This window comes from Streptomyces ferrugineus (assembly GCF_015160855.1).
GTDB lineage: Bacteria > Actinomycetota > Actinomycetes > Streptomycetales > Streptomycetaceae > Streptomyces > Streptomyces ferrugineus.
The window spans coordinates 9,429,413-9,447,399 of the sequence record NZ_CP063373.1; the positions used below are offsets into that span (position 1 = coordinate 9,429,413).

General features: G+C 72.3%; 15 protein-coding genes and 1 pseudogene. 8 read left to right on the top strand and 8 right to left on the bottom strand.

Going from position 1 to position 17,987, the window contains the following annotated elements; translation table 11 throughout:
• Window positions 1–10: 10 nt before the first annotated feature.
• The 4 genes from ilvD to IM697_RS41925 form a co-directional block, all read right to left on the bottom strand.
• The gene (ilvD, locus tag IM697_RS41910; protein ID WP_194042415.1) at window positions 11–1,864 is read right to left on the bottom strand and encodes a dihydroxy-acid dehydratase; all 1,854 of its coding nucleotides are present in this window, start codon (window positions 1,862–1,864) and stop codon (window positions 11–13) included.
• A gap of 147 nt (window positions 1,865–2,011) precedes the next feature.
• The gene (locus IM697_RS41915; protein WP_194042417.1) at window positions 2,012–2,620 is read right to left on the bottom strand and encodes a TetR/AcrR family transcriptional regulator; all 609 of its coding nucleotides are present in this window, start codon (window positions 2,618–2,620) and stop codon (window positions 2,012–2,014) included.
• Window positions 2,617–3,441, bottom strand: coding sequence for a sugar phosphate isomerase/epimerase family protein (locus IM697_RS41920; RefSeq protein ID WP_194042419.1), 825 nt, complete (start codon window positions 3,439–3,441; stop codon window positions 2,617–2,619). The genes IM697_RS41915 and IM697_RS41920 overlap by 4 nt, the downstream gene beginning before the upstream one ends.
• Window positions 3,442–3,671: 230 nt before the next feature.
• Window positions 3,672–4,604, bottom strand: a complete 933-nt coding sequence (locus tag IM697_RS41925; protein WP_194042421.1) for a Ppx/GppA family phosphatase — start codon at window positions 4,602–4,604, stop codon at window positions 3,672–3,674.
• Window positions 4,605–4,678: 74 nt separating this feature from the next.
• Between IM697_RS41925 and IM697_RS41930 the strand changes: the two genes are divergently transcribed.
• The gene (locus tag IM697_RS41930) at window positions 4,679–5,539 is read left to right on the top strand and encodes a DUF3109 family protein (protein ID WP_194042430.1); all 861 of its coding nucleotides are present in this window, start codon (window positions 4,679–4,681) and stop codon (window positions 5,537–5,539) included.
• A gap of 421 nt (window positions 5,540–5,960) precedes the next feature.
• On the opposite strand, the gene IM697_RS41935 is transcribed toward IM697_RS41930, so the two are convergent.
• Complete coding sequence (locus tag IM697_RS41935) at window positions 5,961–7,724, bottom strand: BACON domain-containing protein (RefSeq protein WP_194042432.1); 1,764 nt, start codon at window positions 7,722–7,724, stop codon at window positions 5,961–5,963.
• 161 nt (window positions 7,725–7,885) lie between these two features.
• Between IM697_RS41935 and radA the strand changes: the two genes are divergently transcribed.
• Window positions 7,886–9,283, top strand: a complete 1,398-nt coding sequence (gene radA, locus IM697_RS41940) for a DNA repair protein RadA (RefSeq protein ID WP_194042434.1) — start codon at window positions 7,886–7,888, stop codon at window positions 9,281–9,283.
• Window positions 9,284–9,376: 93 nt separating this feature from the next.
• On the top strand, window positions 9,377–10,501 hold the full coding sequence (disA, locus tag IM697_RS41945; protein ID WP_194042436.1) for a DNA integrity scanning diadenylate cyclase DisA: 1,125 nt from the start codon (window positions 9,377–9,379) through the stop codon (window positions 10,499–10,501).
• A 60-nt stretch (window positions 10,502–10,561) separates the two neighbouring features.
• Here the strand turns inward: disA and IM697_RS41950 are convergent, their stop codons facing one another.
• Together IM697_RS41950 and IM697_RS45290 are read right to left on the bottom strand one after the other, a co-directional pair.
• Complete coding sequence (locus IM697_RS41950) at window positions 10,562–11,374, bottom strand: hypothetical protein (protein WP_194042438.1); 813 nt, start codon at window positions 11,372–11,374, stop codon at window positions 10,562–10,564.
• Window positions 11,375–11,647: 273 nt separating this feature from the next.
• Window positions 11,648–12,248, bottom strand: a pseudogene (locus IM697_RS45290) (response regulator).
• Between the two features lie 502 nt (window positions 12,249–12,750).
• On the opposite strand from IM697_RS45290, the gene IM697_RS41960 reads away from it, so the two are divergent.
• From IM697_RS41960 to cseC, 5 genes are all read left to right on the top strand, one after another.
• Window positions 12,751–13,689: an HhH-GPD family protein gene (locus tag IM697_RS41960; RefSeq protein ID WP_194042440.1), complete on the top strand. Its 939-nt coding sequence runs from the start codon at window positions 12,751–12,753 to the stop codon at window positions 13,687–13,689.
• Window positions 13,690–14,010: 321 nt separating this feature from the next.
• Window positions 14,011–14,550 carry a SigE family RNA polymerase sigma factor gene (locus IM697_RS41965; protein WP_003999062.1) on the top strand — a complete coding sequence of 180 codons (540 nt, stop codon included), beginning with the start codon at window positions 14,011–14,013 and terminating at the stop codon, window positions 14,548–14,550.
• Window positions 14,538–15,326, top strand: a complete 789-nt coding sequence (locus IM697_RS41970; RefSeq protein ID WP_407699585.1) for a hypothetical protein — start codon at window positions 14,538–14,540, stop codon at window positions 15,324–15,326. The genes IM697_RS41965 and IM697_RS41970 overlap by 13 nt, the downstream gene beginning before the upstream one ends.
• Window positions 15,327–15,374: 48 nt before the next feature.
• A complete protein-coding gene (gene cseB, locus IM697_RS41975) occupies window positions 15,375–16,079 on the top strand; it encodes a two-component system response regulator CseB (protein ID WP_194042448.1) in 705 nt (234 codons plus the stop codon).
• The gene (gene cseC, locus IM697_RS41980) at window positions 15,968–17,533 is read left to right on the top strand and encodes a two-component system sensor histidine kinase CseC (RefSeq protein WP_407699669.1); all 1,566 of its coding nucleotides are present in this window, start codon (window positions 15,968–15,970) and stop codon (window positions 17,531–17,533) included. The genes cseB and cseC overlap by 112 nt, the downstream gene beginning before the upstream one ends.
• Before the next feature lie 18 nt (window positions 17,534–17,551).
• On the opposite strand, the gene IM697_RS41985 is transcribed toward cseC, so the two are convergent.
• Window positions 17,552–17,986: a VOC family protein gene (locus IM697_RS41985; RefSeq protein ID WP_194042452.1), complete on the bottom strand. Its 435-nt coding sequence runs from the start codon at window positions 17,984–17,986 to the stop codon at window positions 17,552–17,554.
• Window position 17,987 lies beyond the last annotated feature (1 nt).

Here is a 17,987-nt window from a genome sequence, read left to right on the forward strand (position 1 = left end):
TCGCCGGGCGTCAGCCCAGCTTCGTCACGTCCCGCACCGCGCCCTTGTCCGCGCTGGTCGCCATCGCCGCGTAGGCCCGCAGTGCCGCCGTCACCTTGCGGTCGCGGTTCTTCGGGGCGTACGCCCCGTTCAACGCCTGCTCACGGCGCGCGAGTTCCGTCTCGTCGACGAGCAACTCGATCGAGCGGTTCGGGATGTCGATGCGGATCCGGTCGCCGTCCTCGACCAGGGCGATCGTGCCGCCGGACGCGGCCTCCGGGGAGGCGTGGCCGATGGACAGGCCCGAGGTGCCGCCGGAGAAGCGGCCGTCGGTGATCAGGGCGCAGGTCTTGCCGAGGCCGCGGCCCTTGAGGAAGGACGTCGGGTAGAGCATCTCCTGCATGCCGGGGCCGCCCTTGGGGCCCTCGTAGCGGATGACGACGACGTCGCCGTCGGTCACCTGCTTGTTGAGGATCTTCTCGACGGCCTCTTCCTGGGACTCGCAGACGACCGCCGGGCCCTCGAAGGTCCAGATGGACTCGTCCACGCCCGCCGTCTTCACCACGCAGCCGTCGACGGCCAGGTTGCCCTTGAGGACCGCGAGGCCGCCGTCCTTGGAGTAGGCGTGCTCGACGCTGCGGATGCAGCCGCCCTCGGCGTCCTCGTCGAGGGCCTCCCAGCGCTCGGACTGCGAGAAGGCCTCCGCCGACCGGACGCAGCCGGGGGCCGCGTGCCACAGTTCGACGGCCGCCGCCGAGGGCGAGCCGCCGCGCACGTCCCAGGTCTTCAGCCAGTCCGACAGGGAGGGGCTGTGGACGGCGTGCACGTCCTCGTTGAGCAGTCCGGCGCGGTGCAGTTCGCCGAGCAGGGCCGGGATGCCGCCGGCGCGGTGCACGTCCTCCATGTAGTACGTGCGGTCCTTGGCGACGTTGGGCGCGACCTTCGCCAGGCAGGGGACGCGGCGGCTGACGGCGTCGATCTGCTCCAGGCCGAACGGGATCTCCGCCTCCTGGGCGGCCGCCAGCAGGTGCAGGATCGTGTTGGTCGAGCCGCCCATGGCGATGTCGAGGGCCATGGCGTTCTCGAACGCCGCGAAGGTGGCGACGGAGCGCGGCAGGACCGTGTCGTCGTCCTGCTCGTAGTAGCGGCGCGTGATGTCCATGACCGTGCGCGCGGCGTCGACGTAGAGCTGTTTGCGGGCCGTGTGGGTGGCCAGCACCGAGCCGTTGCCGGGCAGGGACAGACCGATGGCCTCGGTCAGGCAGTTCATCGAGTTGGCGGTGAACATGCCGGAACAGGAGCCGCAGGTCGGACAGGCGTTCTCCTCGATACGGAGGATGTCCTCGTCCGAGATCTTGTCGTTCACGGCGTCGGAGATCGCGTCGACCAGGTCGAGGGTGCGGACCGTGCCGTCGACCAGCGTGGCCCGGCCGGACTCCATGGGGCCGCCGGAGACGAAGACCGTCGGGATGTTCAGGCGCAGGGCCGCGTTCAGCATCCCCGGGGTGATCTTGTCGCAGTTGGAGATGCAGATCAGGGCGTCGGCGCAGTGGGCCTCGACCATGTACTCCACGCTGTCCGCGATGAGGTCGCGGGAGGGGAGCGAGTACAGCATGCCGCCGTGGCCCATCGCGATGCCGTCGTCCACCGCGATCGTGTTGAACTCGCGCGGGATGCCGCCGGCCTCCGTGATCGCCTCGCTGACGATCCGGCCGACGGGCTGGAGGTGGGTGTGGCCGGGCACGAACTCGGTGAAGGAGTTCGCCACCGCGATGATCGGCTTCCGGCCGATGTCCGCACCGGGTACACCGGAGGCGCGCATAAGGGCGCGGGCGCCCGCCATGTTGCGGCCGTGGGTGACTGTGCGGGACCTCAGCTCGGGCATCGTCGCTCGCTCCTTCAAGGACTGCTGGGACTGCAGAGACTGCGATCAGAGACTTCTGACTGCTACTGAGCGTACGCCGGTCATCCAGAGGGCGGGACGAGGTGTCCGGAATGCGGGACGAATGTCTCGCGGACGGGTAGGCGCATGTCACCGCCCGGTGAGATGCCCCTGCACGACGGGCGCCACGCGCGTGATGATCTGCTCGACGTCCGCCGAGGCGATCGGCTCGATCTTGATGACGTAGCGCATCATCGCGACGCCCACGAGCTGGGCGGCGGCCAGTTCGGCGCGCAGCTCGGCGTCCGGGGCGTCGAGCTCGCCGGCGATGCGGCGCATGAGCTGGGCGGTGATCAGCCGCCGGAACACGGAGGCGGCGGCCTCGTTGTTGACCGCCGACCGGACGATCGCGAGCAGCGGCTTGCGGGTCACGGGGTTCTCCCAGAGCCCGAAGATGACGCGGGTCATGCGCTCGCCGACGTTGTCGAGAGGCCCTTCCAGGACCGCGTCCCGCACCTTCAGGGCGGGCGCGAAGGCGACCTCCACGGCCGCCTCGAAGACCTGCTCCTTGGTGCCGAAGTAGTGGTGCACGAGGGCCGAGTCCACGCCGGCCGACTTGGCGATGCCGCGCACGGACGTCTTGTCGTAGCCGCGCTCGGAGAACTCCTCGCGGGCGGCGTCGAGGATGCGGTCGCGGGTGCCGGCGGATTCCGTACGCGGGGGGCGGCCCCGGCGCCGGCCGGCGGAAGTGTCGGTCACGGCCGGGGCACCTTGACCGCCGAGGCCAGATGGAGCCGCGTGAAGGCGAGCGCCTCGGCGAGGTCGGCCTCGCGTTCGACGCTGGACATCGCGCGGCGGGTGTTGACCTCGATGACGACATGCCCGTCGAAGCCGCTCAGGGCGAGCCGCTCCAGCACCTCGGCGCAGGGCTGGGTGCCGCGGCCGGGGACGAGGTGCTCGTCCTTGGCCGACCCCCTGCCGTCCGCGAGGTGGACGTGCCCCAGCCGGTCCCCCATGCGGTCGATCATGTGCAGCGCATCGGTGCGGGCGGTCGCCGCATGGCTGAGATCGATCGTGAAGTGCCGGTAGTCGTCCTTCGTCACGTCCCAGTCGGGGGCGTAGGCGAGCATCTCGCGGTCGCGGTAGCGCCAGGGGTACATGTTCTCGACGGCGAACCGCACATCCGTCTCGTTCGCCATCCGCCAGATGCCGGCGACGAAGTCCCGGGCGTACTGGCGCTGCCAGCGGAACGGCGGGTGCACCACGACCGTGGAGGCCCCCAGCTTCTCGGCGGCGGCCTGGGCGCGCTGGAGCTTGGTCCACGGGTCCGTCGACCAGACGCGCTGCGTGATCAGCAGACAGGGGGCGTGGATGGCGAGGATCGGGATGCGGTGGTAGTCGCTCAGCCGCCGCAGTGCCTCCATGTCCTGGCTGACCGGGTCGGTCCACACCATGACCTCGACACCGTCGTACCCGAGGCGCGCGGCGATCTCGAAGGCCGTCGCCGTCGACTCCGGATAGACGGAGGCCGTCGACAGGGCGACCTTCGCATCCGGGATGCGCACCACTGGTTCTGCCACGAGGGACAGGGTACGGGGCGGTAGGGAGGGCGGGGGAACCGATGCCGGTACGGCGGCCGGGAGCGCTCGGTATCGGCCAGGTGTGCGAGCTGGGCGGATGCCGGGTGGGGCGGGTGCGGGCGTGTGGTGGGGTTCACGTGGGTGCGGGGCCGGAACCGCCGCGGGTCCGCTGCGCTGAGCCGCGGGACCGTGTGTCGCCGGCGTGTGGGCCCGACCGCCGGAGGCAACCGTCACTCCACCGTCAGCTGGTCCAGCTTCCGCAGGATCACGCCCTCCCGCAGGGCCCACGGACACACCTCCAGCGTCTCCACGCCGAACAGGTCCATCGCCCCCTCGGCCACGAGCGCCCCGGCCAGCAGCTGTCCCGCGCGCCCCTCCGAGACCCCGGGCAGTTCCGCACGCTGCGCCGCGGTCATGCCGGCCAGCCGCGGGACCCAGGCCTCCAGGGACTCCCGCTTGAGCTCGCGCTGGGTGTACAGGCCCTCCGCCGAGCGTGCCGCGCCGGCGATCCGGGCGAGCTGCTTGAACGTCTTCGACGTGGCCACGACGTGATCAGGCGTCCCGCGCCGGCTGAATTCGCCGACCGTGCGCGCGATCTGCGCCCGGACGTGCCGCCGTAGCGCCCTGACGTCCTCGGGCTCCGGCGGGTCCCCCGGCAGCCACCCGGCCGTGAGCCGTCCCGCGCCCAGCGGCAGCGACACCGCGGCGTCCGGCTCCTCGTCGATGCCGTACGCGATCTCCAGGGACCCGCCCCCGATGTCCAGCACCAGCAGCTTCCCGGCCGACCATCCGAACCACCGCCGGGCCGCCAGGAAGGTCAGCCGCGCCTCGTCCTCGCCGGTGAGTACCTGCAGCTCGACGCCGGTCTCGCCCTTCACCCGGGCCAGCACGTCATCGGCGTTGCTCGCCTCGCGCACCGCGGATGTCGCGAACGGCAGCACTTCCTCGACGCCCTTGTCCTCGGCGGCCTGCAACGCCTCCAGGACGACGCCTATCAGCCGGTCGACGCCCTCGGGACCGATGGCCCCGCTGTCGTCGAGAAGTTGGGCGAGGCGCAGTTCCGCCTTGTGCGAGTGCGCGGGCAGCGGGCGCGCGCCAGGGTGTGCATCCACCACCAGCAGATGCACCGTGTTGGATCCCACGTCCAGGACACCGAGTCTCATGTACGGAACGCTACTGCCACCTGGGCGCTCCTCCGTCCTCGAAGTCGCAGGTACGGACGCCGTACCCTGGTCCCGTGCCAAAGACGAAAAAGGCGAAGAACGACAAGGCGGCCAAATCCGGCAAGGGTTCTTCGCAGGCAAAGGCAGCCATGAAGTCGAAGAGGTCCAAGAAGGGCTCCATGGAACCGGACGAGAAGGGACTCGACTTCGCCCGCGCATGGGTGGAGTTCCCTGATCCGGCGGACGACGAGCAGGTCTTCCGCTGCGATCTGACATGGCTGACCTCCCGCTGGAACTGCATCTTCGGCAGCGGCTGCCAGGGCATCCAGGCGGGCCGCGCGGACGACGGCTGCTGCACGCTGGGCGCCCACTTCTCCGATGAGGACGACGAGAAACGCGTCGCCGAACATGTGGCGAGACTCACGCCGGAGATCTGGCAGCACCACGCCGAGGGCATGGAGCACGGCTGGATCTCGGAGGACGAGGACGGCGACCGCCAGACCCGCCCCTTCCAGGGCTCCTGCATCTTCCAGAACCGCCCCGGCTTCCCGGGCGGCGCGGGCTGCTCGCTGCACATCCTCGCCCTGAAGGAGGGCCGCGAGCCGCTGGAGACCAAGCCGGACGTCTGCTGGCAGCTTCCGGTCCGGCGGACGTACGACTGGATCGACCGGCCCGACGACACCCGGGTGCTCCAGGTGTCGATCGGCGAGTACGACCGCCGCGGCTGGGGCCCGGGCGGCCACGACCTGCACTGGTGGTGCACCTCGGCGACCTCGGCGCACGGCGCGGGCGACCCGGTGTACGTGTCCTACCGGGCGGAGCTGACCGAACTGATGGGCAAGGCGGGCTACGACCGACTGGTCGAGCTGTGCGAGGAGCGCCTGGCGTCCCAGCTGCCCCTGCTGGCACCGCATCCGGCGGATCCCGGCGACTGATCGGCGCCGGGGAGACGGGGTGCGTTCCTGGTCGCGTTCCCGCGCCCGCCGCGGAGCGGCCATGGGCCGGTGCGGGAGCGGGAGATGGGCGGTGCGGGAGCGGCCGCGGGCTGATGCGGAAGCGGCAGGTGGACGGCGCGGGAGCGGCCACGGGCCGGTGCGGAAGCGGCAGGTGGACGGCACGGCAGCGACCACGGGCCGGTGCGGAAGCGGCAGGTGGACGGCACGGGAGCAGCCACGGGACGCCGCAGGAGCCGCCGGCCGACGCGGGAGCTGCCATTGGCCGCCGCAGGAGCAGCCACGGGCCGGTGCGGGAGCCGCTGATAGACGGCACGGCAGCAGCCACGGGCCGGTGCGGCGGCGGGAGTGTGTGCCGGGCGGCTTGGGGATGTGCTCTTTCCTTCCTCGGCACCGCTCAGCCCTACGACCCCGACGTGCTCGGTTCTCCGCTTCCGCTGGGCGGTGGTGTCGAGCTCGTCGGGTCGGACGGGCCGGACGACGACGGTTCCGGTGACGTGGGTGGTGGATCGGTGGCCGGTGGGTCGCTCGGCGTGGGCTCGCTGGGGGTGGGGTCGGACGGTGTCGGATCGGACGGGGTGGGGTCGGGTCCGGAGGACGAGGGCGGTGGGTCGGCGGGGGTACCGGGGGCCGTCGGCCCGGTGGGGCGGGGGGCCGGAGCGGAGGGGCTCGGGGCGGTGCCGTAGCCCTCGATGGAGACGACGGCGCCGGCCGGTGAGATCGCCACGCGCGCACTCCAGCGCCCGGACGGCTCGCGCAGCTGATCGACGTACACCTTGATCGTCAACGACTCGCCGGGCGCCAGCGTTCCCGACGACCGGCTCAGATAGAGCCAGTGCGCCCCGGTGCTCGCCGACCAGCGCACCGGCGTGCGTCCCGTCGCCGTGAGGGTGACGAAGGTGGTGTCGCCGCTGTTGTCGGCCGAGACGTCGAGCTGCCCGGTGCCTGCCCCCTGCGCGCCGCCGACGCTGACGACCTCCACGAGGACGTCGTCCGTCCCGTGCTCCCCGCTGAAGTGGCCGCCGGGCCGAGTGCTGGCGTTGCCCGCGTTCTCGTAGCCGCTGCCGGCGGCGTCGCCGTCGAGGGCGCCGGGGCCGTGCGCCTCGCTCGCGGTGGCCGTGCCGCCGTCGACGCCGTCGGCGGTCGGGCTGGACCGGTAGGCGGCCCACAGGGCGAGGACCGGGGCGGCGACGACGGTGGCGACGACGGTCGTCGTGACGGCACGCGCGCGCAGCCGGTCCCTGCGGGCGGCACGGTCCTTCGGGTCCATCGGAAAGCCACGCCGGTCGAAGCGCGGCACGGCGGCGCCACGCGCGCGTGGCTGGTGCGCGAGGGCCATGTGCAGGGCCGCGCGGGGAGCCTGAAGGATGGGCAGTTCGGCGGGGGTGACGGCCGCGCCTGGCCACCGGCCGGGGATCGCGCGCTCGGCAGTGCGGCGGCAGCGCGGGCAGTCGTCGACGTGTCGGACCAGCTCGCGGCGCAGGGCCGTGCCGAGCACGACCTGGTTGTCGCCGGTCAGACGGGCGACGCTCGGACAGGCGCCGGTCTCGACGACGGCGAGGGCCGCGCGGGTGCGCTCGACCTCGCAGGCGGCCGAGGCCAGCAGTTCGCGGGCGGTGGCCAGGTCCAGGCCGAGGACGGCGGCGACCTCGTTCGCGGCGAGGTGGTGGCGTACGGCGAGTTCGAGGGCCTCGCGCTGCTCCGGGGTGGTGCCGGCGGCCTCCGGCCAGGCGAGCAGGGCGAGTTCGCGGCGCCGCTGCTCCTGGACGTCGTCGGCTTCCGCCCCGGCGGCCCGCTCCCCCGTCGGCCGCTGCGCGCCGGACCGTGCCGCATGGCTGCCCTGACGTTTCTGCTTGGCCTCGGCCAGCTTGCGCAGACACGCCCAGCGGGCCAGCGCGTACAGCCAGGGTCGGCGGTCCGCGGCGGCCTCCGGGACGCGCTGTCCGCGCCGCTCGGCGAGGGCGAGGACGTCGCCGAGGGCGGCGGTCGCGGCGTCGTGGTCGCACAGGACGGACAGGCAGTAGGTGAACAACCCGTCCAGATAAGGCTCGTAGCGCGCGGGCGGCCGCTGCGCCAACGTACGCGCCGCCGCCCGATCACGCGCCTCCCGGTGCGCCCGATGCGCGCCGACGGTGCGGGTCGAGGTCTCCGGAGTGCTGCTCGTCATTGGTGGACCGTAGGCGGCCCGGACCGGCGCCTTCTGCCTGCTTGAGCAGTTTTAATCCATACGGGTGAAACGATCCCTCAATGGGGGACAGGAACGCGGGATTCCGTGGCTTGTCCATGACGAGCCCGGGGTTGTCAGTGGCCTCGGCTACGGTTCCTCACATGGCTGCCCGTACGAAGACCACGAAGGACCGCCCGTCCTACCGCTGCACCGAGTGCGGCTGGCAGACGGCCAAGTGGCTCGGCCGTTGCCCCGAGTGCCAGGCGTGGGGGACGGTCGAGGAGTACGGCGCGCCCGCGGTCCGTACGACCGCGCCGGGTCGGGTGACGAACTCCGCGCTGCCCATCGGGCAGGTCGACGGGCGGCAGGCGACCGCGCGGTCCACCGGGGTCGCCGAGCTGGACCGGGTGCTCGGCGGCGGCCTGGTGCCCGGCGCCGTGGTGCTCCTCGCGGGCGAGCCCGGCGTCGGCAAGTCCACGCTGCTGCTGGACGTGGCCGCCAAGTCGGCGAGCGACGAGCACCGCACGCTCTATGTCACCGGCGAGGAGTCGGCGAGCCAGGTGCGGCTGCGCGCCGACCGCATCGGTGCCCTCGACGACCATCTGTATCTCGCCGCCGAGACCGATCTGGCCGCCGTGCTGGGCCACTTGGACGCGGTGAAGCCCTCGCTGCTCATCCTCGACTCCGTGCAGACCGTGGCCTCCCCGGAGATCGACGGCGCGCCCGGCGGCATGGCCCAGGTCCGCGAGGTGGCCGGCGCGCTGATCCGCGTCTCCAAGGAGCGCGGGATGTCCACACTGCTCGTGGGGCACGTCACAAAGGACGGCGCCATCGCCGGACCCCGCCTCCTGGAGCACCTCGTGGACGTGGTGCTCCACTTCGAGGGCGACCGGCACGCGCGCCTGCGCCTGGTGCGCGGAGTCAAGAACCGCTACGGAGCGACGGACGAGGTCGGCTGCTTCGAACTGCACGACGAGGGCATCACGGGCCTCGCCGACCCAAGCGGACTTTTCCTGACCCGTCGTGACGAACCGGTCCCCGGCACCTGCCTGACGGTCACCCTGGAGGGCCGTCGCCCCCTCGTCGCCGAGGTCCAGGCACTCACCGTCGACTCGCAGATCCCCTCCCCCCGCCGTACGACGTCCGGTCTGGAGACCTCCCGGGTCTCGATGATGCTGGCCGTCCTGGAGCAGCGCGGCCGGATCAGCGCGCTCGGCAAGCGGGACATCTACTCCGCGACGGTCGGCGGGGTGAAGCTGTCGGAGCCCGCGGCCGATCTCGCCGTCGCCCTCGCACTGGCCTCCGCCGCGAGTGACACACCTCTCCCCAAGAACCTCGTCGCGATCGGCGAGGTCGGCCTCGCGGGCGAGGTCAGACGGGTCACGGGCGTGCAGCGCAGGCTGGCCGAAGCGCACCGGCTGGGCTTCACGCACGCCCTCGTCCCGGGCGACCCGGGCAAGATCCCTCCCGGCATGAAGGTGCTGGAAGTGGCCGACATAGGGGACGCGCTCCGGGTCCTTCCGCGCTCGCGTCGGCGAGAGGCCCCACGGGACGAGTAGGACCGCCGGTAGACTTTGCCCTGGTCTCGCCCGTCCGTACGAACCGAATGTGCGAAACGGGAGCGCCCCAGAACCTGCGACCGGAGGAGTGCAGTGGCAGCCAACGACCGGGCAGCAGCTCCCGGAAAGTCCGGTGGGAGCTCCGGTGCCGATGGCCTGATGCGCGCCTCACTGAGCGCCGTGGCACCCGGCACGGCCTTGCGCGACGGCCTGGAGCGGATCCTCCGCGGCAACACCGGAGGACTGATCGTGCTCGGCTCCGACAAGACCGTCGAGGCGATGTGCACGGGCGGTTTTGTCCTGGATGTCGAGTTCACGGCGACACGGCTGCGCGAGTTGTGCAAGCTCGACGGCGGCATCGTGCTGTCGTCCGACATGTCGAAGATCCTGCGCGCGGGCGTCCAGCTGGTCCCGGACCCGACGATCCCCACCGAGGAGACCGGCACCCGGCACCGTACGGCGGACCGGGTCAGCAAGCAGGTCGGCTTCCCGGTGGTCTCGGTCTCCCAGTCGATGCGGCTCATCGCCCTGTACGTGGACGGGCACCGCCGCGTCCTGGAGGACTCGGCGGCGATCCTCTCCCGCGCCAACCAGGCCCTGGCCACCCTGGAGCGCTACAAGCTCCGCCTGGACGAGGTCGCGGGAACGTTGTCAGCGCTGGAGATCGAGGACCTGGTGACGGTCCGCGACGTCTCGGCGGTGGCGCAGCGCCTGGAGATGGTCCGGCGCATCGCGACCGAGATCGCCGAGTACGTGGTGGAGCTGGGCACCGACGGCCGCCTTCTCGCCCTCCAGCTGGACGAGTTGATCGCGGGCGTGGAGCCGGAGCGCGAGCTGGTGGTGCGCGACTACGTCCCCGAGCCGACGGCCAAGCGCTCCCGCACGGTCGACGAGGCCTTGTACGAGCTGGACGCCCTCACCCACGCCGAGCTGCTCGAACTGCCCACGGTGGCCAGGGCGCTGGGCTACACCGGCTCCCCGGAGGCGCTGGACTCGGCGGTGTCCCCGCGCGGCTTCCGGCTGCTGGCGAAGGTCCCGCGGCTGCCCGGCGCGATCATCGACCGCCTGGTGGAGCACTTCGGCGGCCTGCAGAAGCTGCTGGCCGCCAGCGTGGACGACCTGCAGACGGTGGACGGGGTCGGCGAGGCCCGGGCGCGCAGCGTGCGCGAGGGGCTGTCGCGGCTGGCGGAGAGCTCGATCCTGGAGCGGTACGTCTAGGGGGTGTTGCGCCCCGGGCCGTACGCCGGCGCGCACGGCGCCGGCGCTACCAACAGCCGGTCAGTCGTTCTCCAGCACGAACGACGTCTGCGCCGTCCCGAACCCGGGCGTCTTCGCCTCCACCAGATACGTCCCCGCCCCGGCCGCCCCGGCGGCGGGCGTCGCGCACTGCGGGGCGCTCGCCCTGCGGTCCCACTTCACGGTGTAGGTGATGCTCGAACCGGCGGGCACCCGGAACCGCAGACTGCCGGAGACCTCCGGGCAGTCGGCGGAGGACCACAGATCGTCCTCGGAGCCCGCCTGGGTGATCGTCACCACGGCGTTCTTCGGGCCGAGATCGACCTTGCAGTCGTAGGTGGAGGTGTTCGTCGCCGTCAGCAGCAGAGCGGGCGTCTCGCCGGGCCCGTACGCGTTGTTGCGGCTGCTCACCGTCAACTTCATCTGACCCGAGACGCAGTCGGGTAGCTGGGAGTCCGAACCGACCGTGTCGTCCACGCCGACGCCGCTGCCCGAGCCGCCGCCCGCGGACCCGCCGGAGCCCCCGGAGGTCGTACCGTCCCCGGACCCGCCGCCGTCACCGGAGCCGTCACCGGAACCCGAACCGCCCGAGTCCCCGCCGGCCGTCGACTCGTCCCGCCCGCCCGGCGCTTGGCTGATCGCCGGCCCGGAGCCCGAGGGGCCCGGTGTGATCGTGGAGGGTGCGGGATTCTTGCCGTCGGATCCGCCCGCGTTGTTCTTGCCGCCTCCGCCGCCCGAGGTGAGCACCCAGGCGAGCAGCAACGCCAACAGGGCGACCACAGACAGCAGTACGGCCCTCCGTCGCCAGTAGATGGAGGAGGGAAGCGGCCCGACCGGATTGCGCAGAGATCCCACGGCGCAAACTGTACGAGAGATCCGCGCGTCAACCTGCGCCACCCGCCGCTCAGGACGACAACTTTTCCGGATCATCATCCCGGCAGGCGCCCGTCGTCCGCCGCGCGCCCCCTGCCTTCCGTCAGGGGTGACACCTGTCGATCGCGGGGTGTGACGGTTTCGGCGACCTGCCTACGGTCCGTGGCGGCACGCCCCGGGCGTTCGCGATAGCGGTCCTTGCACCTCTGGCCACGGCTGTGGCGTATGTCTGCGGTGAGGGGCTCAAGTCCGGCGTCACGGAGGAACGTCCGTGCCGGGCGGTGCGGTGCGGCTCGGACCCGTCCGGCGGTCCGGGTGGCGGAGGCGCTGCGGGCCTCGTCGGCACCGGCCGTGCGGTGGTTCACGGGGCCGGGTCCGCAGCGCCTCCGCCAGCCCCGCCTCGTACGCGACGATCGCCGCCTGTACGCGGTTGCGCGCGCCCAGCCGGTCGAGCGCCGCGCTCACATACGCCTTTACCGTGCCCTCGACGAGGTGCAGCCGGGCGGCGATCGCCGGGTTGGACAGGCCCGCGTGCGGCGGCCTCGCGGCCGAGTCGCCCGTCGCTGCCGCCCAGGCCGTCGATGACGTACCGAGCCACCTTCGGCGACAGGAAGGCCGCGCCGCCCGCCATCGCCCTTACACCCGCGATGAGTTCGTACGGGTCCCCCGCCTTCAACAGGAAGCCGGTGGCGCCATCGCCGAGCGCGCGGGCCACGTAAGCCTGTTCGGAGAAGGTGGTGAGCATCGCGACGGCCGTACCGGGGGCGGTCCGTACGCTCTCCTCAGCGGCGGCGAGCCCGTCCACGCTGGGCATACGGATGTCCAGCAGGACGGCACGCACGCCGGCCCGCACCATCGCCTCGTCGTCGGCCAGCAGTACACGGACCGGGCTGCCGGACTCGGCGGCGCGAGCGACGAGTTGCCCGACCCCCTCGCCCGCCGGGGCCAGGTAGGCGACAGCGGTGCGGTCATGGTCGGGGAGGCCGGGCCCGCTCCTCGGCGATGCCCGCTCCCCCTCCAGGCGTGCGGCGAGCCGGCGGCTCCGGCGCCAGTACCGGCCGCCGAGCCACGGGAGGACACAGCAGAACAGCAGCGCGAAACGCCGAGCGCCGAGCCGGCCAACTGCCGCCACCCGGCTCGTTCACGCCGAGGCCGTCGGCCGTGAGCGCGGGCGACACGAGACCGGCCCAGAGCAGACAGGCCCGCCATATGCGAGGACGTTCCATCCGGGCAGGGGCCGCAGGCCCCAGGGACGGCAGGCCCCAGGGACGGCAGCCGACCACCATCCGCAGCCACAAACGCACCGGCACCGCCGCCTACCCACCCCGCCGCCCTCAGCATGGCAGGATCGGAGAGCCATGACTGCGCCAACAAAGCCCTCACCCAACGGCCCCACCGACGCCCTCCCCGGCTCCACCCTCGGAGAGAACCCGCTGCACAGACCTGTCATCGACTGGTTCGACGACAACGCCCGCGATCTGCCCTGGCGGCGCCCCGAGGCCGGCCCCTGGGGAGTGATGGTCAGTGAGTTCATGCTTCAGCAGACGCCGGTGAACCGCGTGCTGCCGGTCTACGAGCAGTGGCTGTCGCGCTGGCCCCGCCCCGCCGACCTCGCGAAGGAGGCCCCCGGCGAGGCCGTCCGCGCCTGGGGCCGGCTCGGCTATCCGCGCCGTGCGCTGCGGCTGCACGGCGCCGCCGTCGCCATAGCGGAACGGCACGGCGGTGACGTGCCGACCGACCACGCCCAGCTCCTCGCGCTGCCCGGCATCGGCGAGTACACGGCGGCCGCCGTGGCGTCGTTCGCCTACGGCCAGCGGCACGCTGTCCTGGACACCAACGTCCGCCGTGTCTTCGCCCGCGCCGTCACCGGCGTGCAGTACCCGCCGAACGCCACCACCGCCGCCGAACGCAAGCTCGCCCGCGCGCTGCTCCCGGAGGACGAGCGCACCGCCGCCCGCTGGGCCGCGGCCTCGATGGAGCTCGGCGCGCTGGTGTGCACCGCGAAGAACGAGTCCTGCCACCGCTGCCCGATCGCGGCGCAGTGCGCCTGGCGGCTCGCGGGCAAGCCGGAGCACGACGGCCCGCCGCGCCGCGGCCAGACCTACGCCGGGACCGACCGTCAGGTGCGCGGCAAGCTGCTCGCCGTACTGCGCGACGCGCATGCGCCCGTCCCGCAGGCGGTGCTGGACCGGGTGTGGCACGAGCCGGTGCAGCGCGCCCGCGCCCTGGACGGTCTCGTGTCGGACGGGCTGGTGGAGCCGCTGCCGGGCGGGATGTACCGGCTGCCGCTGAGCTGAGGCACACCGTTGATCTGACACATGGCCGGATCACAGGCACAGGCCCCCTGCAACACAGACTTCACAGCCGCCACACCGTCAATACCCGGACATATCACCCCATAGCCGCCTCAACTCCCCAGTCGTTTTGTCCTTTTCCTGATTCCGTTACACAACCGACGGACAGCCGAGCGCTAGCCGCAGGCTGCTTCGGACAGCGCCGTGACAACGCCTCCGTAGCTTCATTTCCGTACCCGACAGGCGGGGACGACTACGAAGCACAGGCAATGAATCCGACGGCGAACCGGCCGGTCGGGCACGGGGAATCTGGAGGCGGTCAACATGGCGCAGGGAGAGGTGCTCGAGTTCGAGGAGTACGTCCGCACCCGGCAGGACGCGCTGCTGCGCAGCGCCCGCCGGCTGGTCCCGGACCCGGTCGACGCCCAGGACCTGCTGCAGACCGCGCTGGTGCGGACGTACCACCGCTGGGACGGCATAGCGGACAAGCGGCTCGCGGACGCCTACCTGCGCCGCGTCATGATCAACACGCGGACCGAGTGGTGGCGGGCGCGCAAGCTGGAGGAAGTGCCCACCGAGCAGCTCCCGGACGCCTCGGTCGACGACTCCACCGAGCAGCACGCGGACCGCGCCCTGCTGATGGACATCATGAAGGTGCTGGCTCCCAAGCAGCGCAGCGTCGTGGTGCTGCGACACTGGGAGCAGATGTCCACGGAGGAGACGGCCGCGGCCCTCGGCATGTCGGCCGGAACGGTCAAGAGCACGCTGCACCGGGCGCTCGCCCGGCTCCGCGAGGAGCTGGAGAGCCGCGATCTGGACGCACGCGCGCTGGAGCGTGAGGAGCGGGAGCGTTGCGCGGCCTAGGCACGACAACGGGCGGCACCGGGCACACGGACACGGGTGACAGGGGCACGAACAGAGGTCCCGGGGACACGGGCGGCGGCAACCGGGCCACGGACGGGGGCGCCGAGGACCTCGGCTCCGCCCATCCCAGCCCCGGATCCGACCGGGGGACCTTTCAGGCGACGTTCACGGCGGTGGTCGTGGTCGTCGCCCTCGCCCTTTTCGCCTCCGCCTGCGCGACCGGTGGCACCGGCACCCGCGACGAGGGGCCGGCCCGCGCCGACCTGGCGGGCGGCTCGGCCGTCTCGCCGTCGGCCACGCCCACCTCCTCGCCCTCGCCGTCCGCGGTCCCGGACCGCAAGGAGGCCGCCCGGCTGGTCAAGGCGGACCCGTCGGTCTCGACGCAGGTCAAGCGCGAGCTGACGCCGTGTGTGTCCGACGACTACCCCATCGACGTGTCGTACGGCGACCTGACCGGCGCGCCCGTCGACGACATCGTGGTCAACGTGCTGTCCTGCGGCGACGGGGTCGGCGTGGCCTCGTACGTCTACCGCGAGAAGGACGGCTCGTACCGCAATGTGTTCCGGTCCGAGGAGCCCCCGGTCTACGCCGAGATCGATCGCGGCTACCTTGTGGTGACCAAGCAGGTGTACGCCCAGGACGACGCGCTGTCGAACCCGTCCAGCGAGGACGTGATCTCGTACCAGTGGGTCTCCGACCGCTTCGTCCAGAAGGACGACGTCCGCACCGAGTACGGCGACCTCGGCGACGACGCGACGGCGCCGCCCGACAGCTGAGCAGTATCCGACGCACCCCAGCAGAACACGAGGACTGAGAGCACCGGGATGGCAGACCAGACCCACGTCCTGTTCGTCGAGGACGACGACGTCATCCGCGAGGCCACCCAGCTCGCCCTGGAGCGGGACGGCTTCGCGGTCACCGCCATGCCCGACGGGCTGTCGGGCCTGGAGGCGTTCCGGGCGAACCGTCCCGACATCGCGCTGCTGGACGTCATGGTCCCGGGGCTTGACGGGGTCAGTCTGTGCCGCCGTATCCGCGACGAGTCGACCGTGCCGGTGATCATGCTGTCGGCGCGCGCCGACTCGATCGACGTGGTGCTGGGCCTGGAGGCGGGCGCGGACGACTACGTGACCAAGCCGTTCGACGGTGCCGTGCTGGTCGCGCGGATCCGGGCAGTGCTGCGCCGCTTCGGGCACGCGGGCCGCGCCGACCGGGCGGAGGAGGCCGGCGACAGCGCCGCCGGGAGTCTGCTGACCTTCGGCGACCTGGAGGTCGACACCGAGGGCATGGAGGTGCGCCGAGGCGGTCAGCCCGTCGCGCTCACGCCCACCGAGATGCGGCTGCTGCTGGAGTTCTCGTCCGCGCCGGGCACGGTGCTGTCGCGGGACAAGCTGCTGGAGCGGGTGTGGGACTACGGCTGGGGCGGGGACACCCGCGTCGTCGACGTCCATGTGCAGCGGCTGCGGCAGAAGATCGGCCAGGACCGGATCGAGACGGTCCGCGGCTTCGGCTACAAGCTGAAGGCCTGAGCGGGGCCGGCATGCGGGGGATGTTCAGACGTCCGGCTCCGTCCGGTGCGGGGCGAGTCGGTCTCACGGAACCGGCGGAGATCGCGGGGCAGGGGGCGGGTGTCCAGATGGGTTCGCTCGTCGGTGGCCGTACGCGCCCGCGCCTGGGCGGCCGGATCGCCATCCGCACGGGGCTGCGCTGGAAGCTGAGCGCGGCGATCGCGCTGGTCGGCGCCCTCGTGGCGATCGTGCTGAGCCTGGTGGTGCACAACCAGGCCCGGGTCTCGATGCTGGACAGCGCGCGCGACCTCGCCGACGAGCGCATCCAGATCGCCCAGCGCAGCTATGAGCAGTCCAAGCGGCTGAACTTCCCCAACCTCGCGATCGACGACCCGGAGCTGCCGGCGGCGCTGCGGACGAAGGTCGAGGAGGGCCGGCGGGCGACCTATGTCACCGACTCGCCGAGCGGCGCGCCCGACATCTGGGCGGCCGTGCCGCTGAACGACGGGCATGTGCTGTCGCTGCGCACCGGCTGGACCGACCGCAGTGAGCACATCCTCAACCGGCTCGACCAGGCCATGGTCATCGGGTCCATCGCGGTGGTGCTGGGCGGCAGCGCGCTCGGTGTGCTCATCGGCGGACAGCTCTCGCGCCGACTGCGCAAGGCGGCGGCCGCGGCGAACCAGGTCGCCGGCGGGGAGCGGGACGTGCGGGTGCGGGACGCGATCGGGGGTGTCGTACGGGACGAGACCGACGACCTCGCCAGCGCGGTGGACGCGATGGCGGACGCGCTCCAGCAGCGGCTGGAGGCGGAGCGCCGGGTGACGGCGGACATCGCGCACGAACTGCGCACGCCGGTGACGGGCCTGCTGACGGCGGCCGAGCTGCTGCCCCCCGGCCGGCCCACCGAACTGGTCCTGGACCGGGCGAAGGCCATGCGCACGCTCGTCGAGGACGTCCTGGAGGTGGCGCGGCTGGACGGCGCCTCGGAGCGGGCCGAGTTGCAGGACATCGTGCTGGGCGAGTTCGTCGGCCGACGGGTCGCGGCGAAGGATCCCGGCATCGAGGTGCGGGTCGTCCATGAGTCGGAGGTCACCACCGACCCGCGGCGCCTGGAGCGGGTGCTGTTCAATCTGCTGGCCAACGCGGCTCGGCACGGCAGGCCGCCGATCCAGGTCACGGTCGAGGGCCGGGTCATCCGGGTCCGCGACCACGGCCCCGGGTTCCCGGAGGAACTGCTCGCCGACGGGCCCAGCCGCTTCCGCACGGGCAGCAGCGACCGCGCGGGCCACGGACACGGCCTCGGCCTGACGATCGCGGCGGGCCAGGCCCGGGTGCTCGGCGCCCGCCTGACCTTCCGCAACGTCCGTCCGGCGGGGGCCCCGGACCATGTGCCGTCGGAGGGCGCGGTGGCCGTCCTGTGGCTCCCGGAGCACGCGCCGACGAGCACGGGGAGCTACCCGATGCTGCCGTAGCGTCGGGCAGCGCACGGCTCACTCGAACGGCTTGTCGAAGTCGAGTTCCGCGCTGCGCTCGGTCAGCGAGTACCAGTTGCCGTTGTCGTCGCGGAAGATCGCCTCGATGCCGTACGGCCGCTCCTGGGGCTCCTGGATGAACTCCACCCCGCGCCCCTTGAAGGTCTCGTAGTCGCCCCGGCAGTCGTCGGTGTGGAACGCCCCGGCCCCGATGACCCCCTTCGCGACCAGCTTCTTCAACGCCTCGGAGGACTCGGGGTCCAGACCCGGCCCGTCCAGGCTCATCAGCGCGAGCTCGACGTCCGGCTGTCCCTTGGCCCCTACGGTGACCCACCTCATGTCGCCCATGGACAGGTCGTTGCGCACCTCGAAGCCGATCTTCTCGGTGAAGAACGACTTGGTACGCGCCTGGTCGAACGTCCAGACGGTGGTGATGCCCAGCCCTTTGATCATG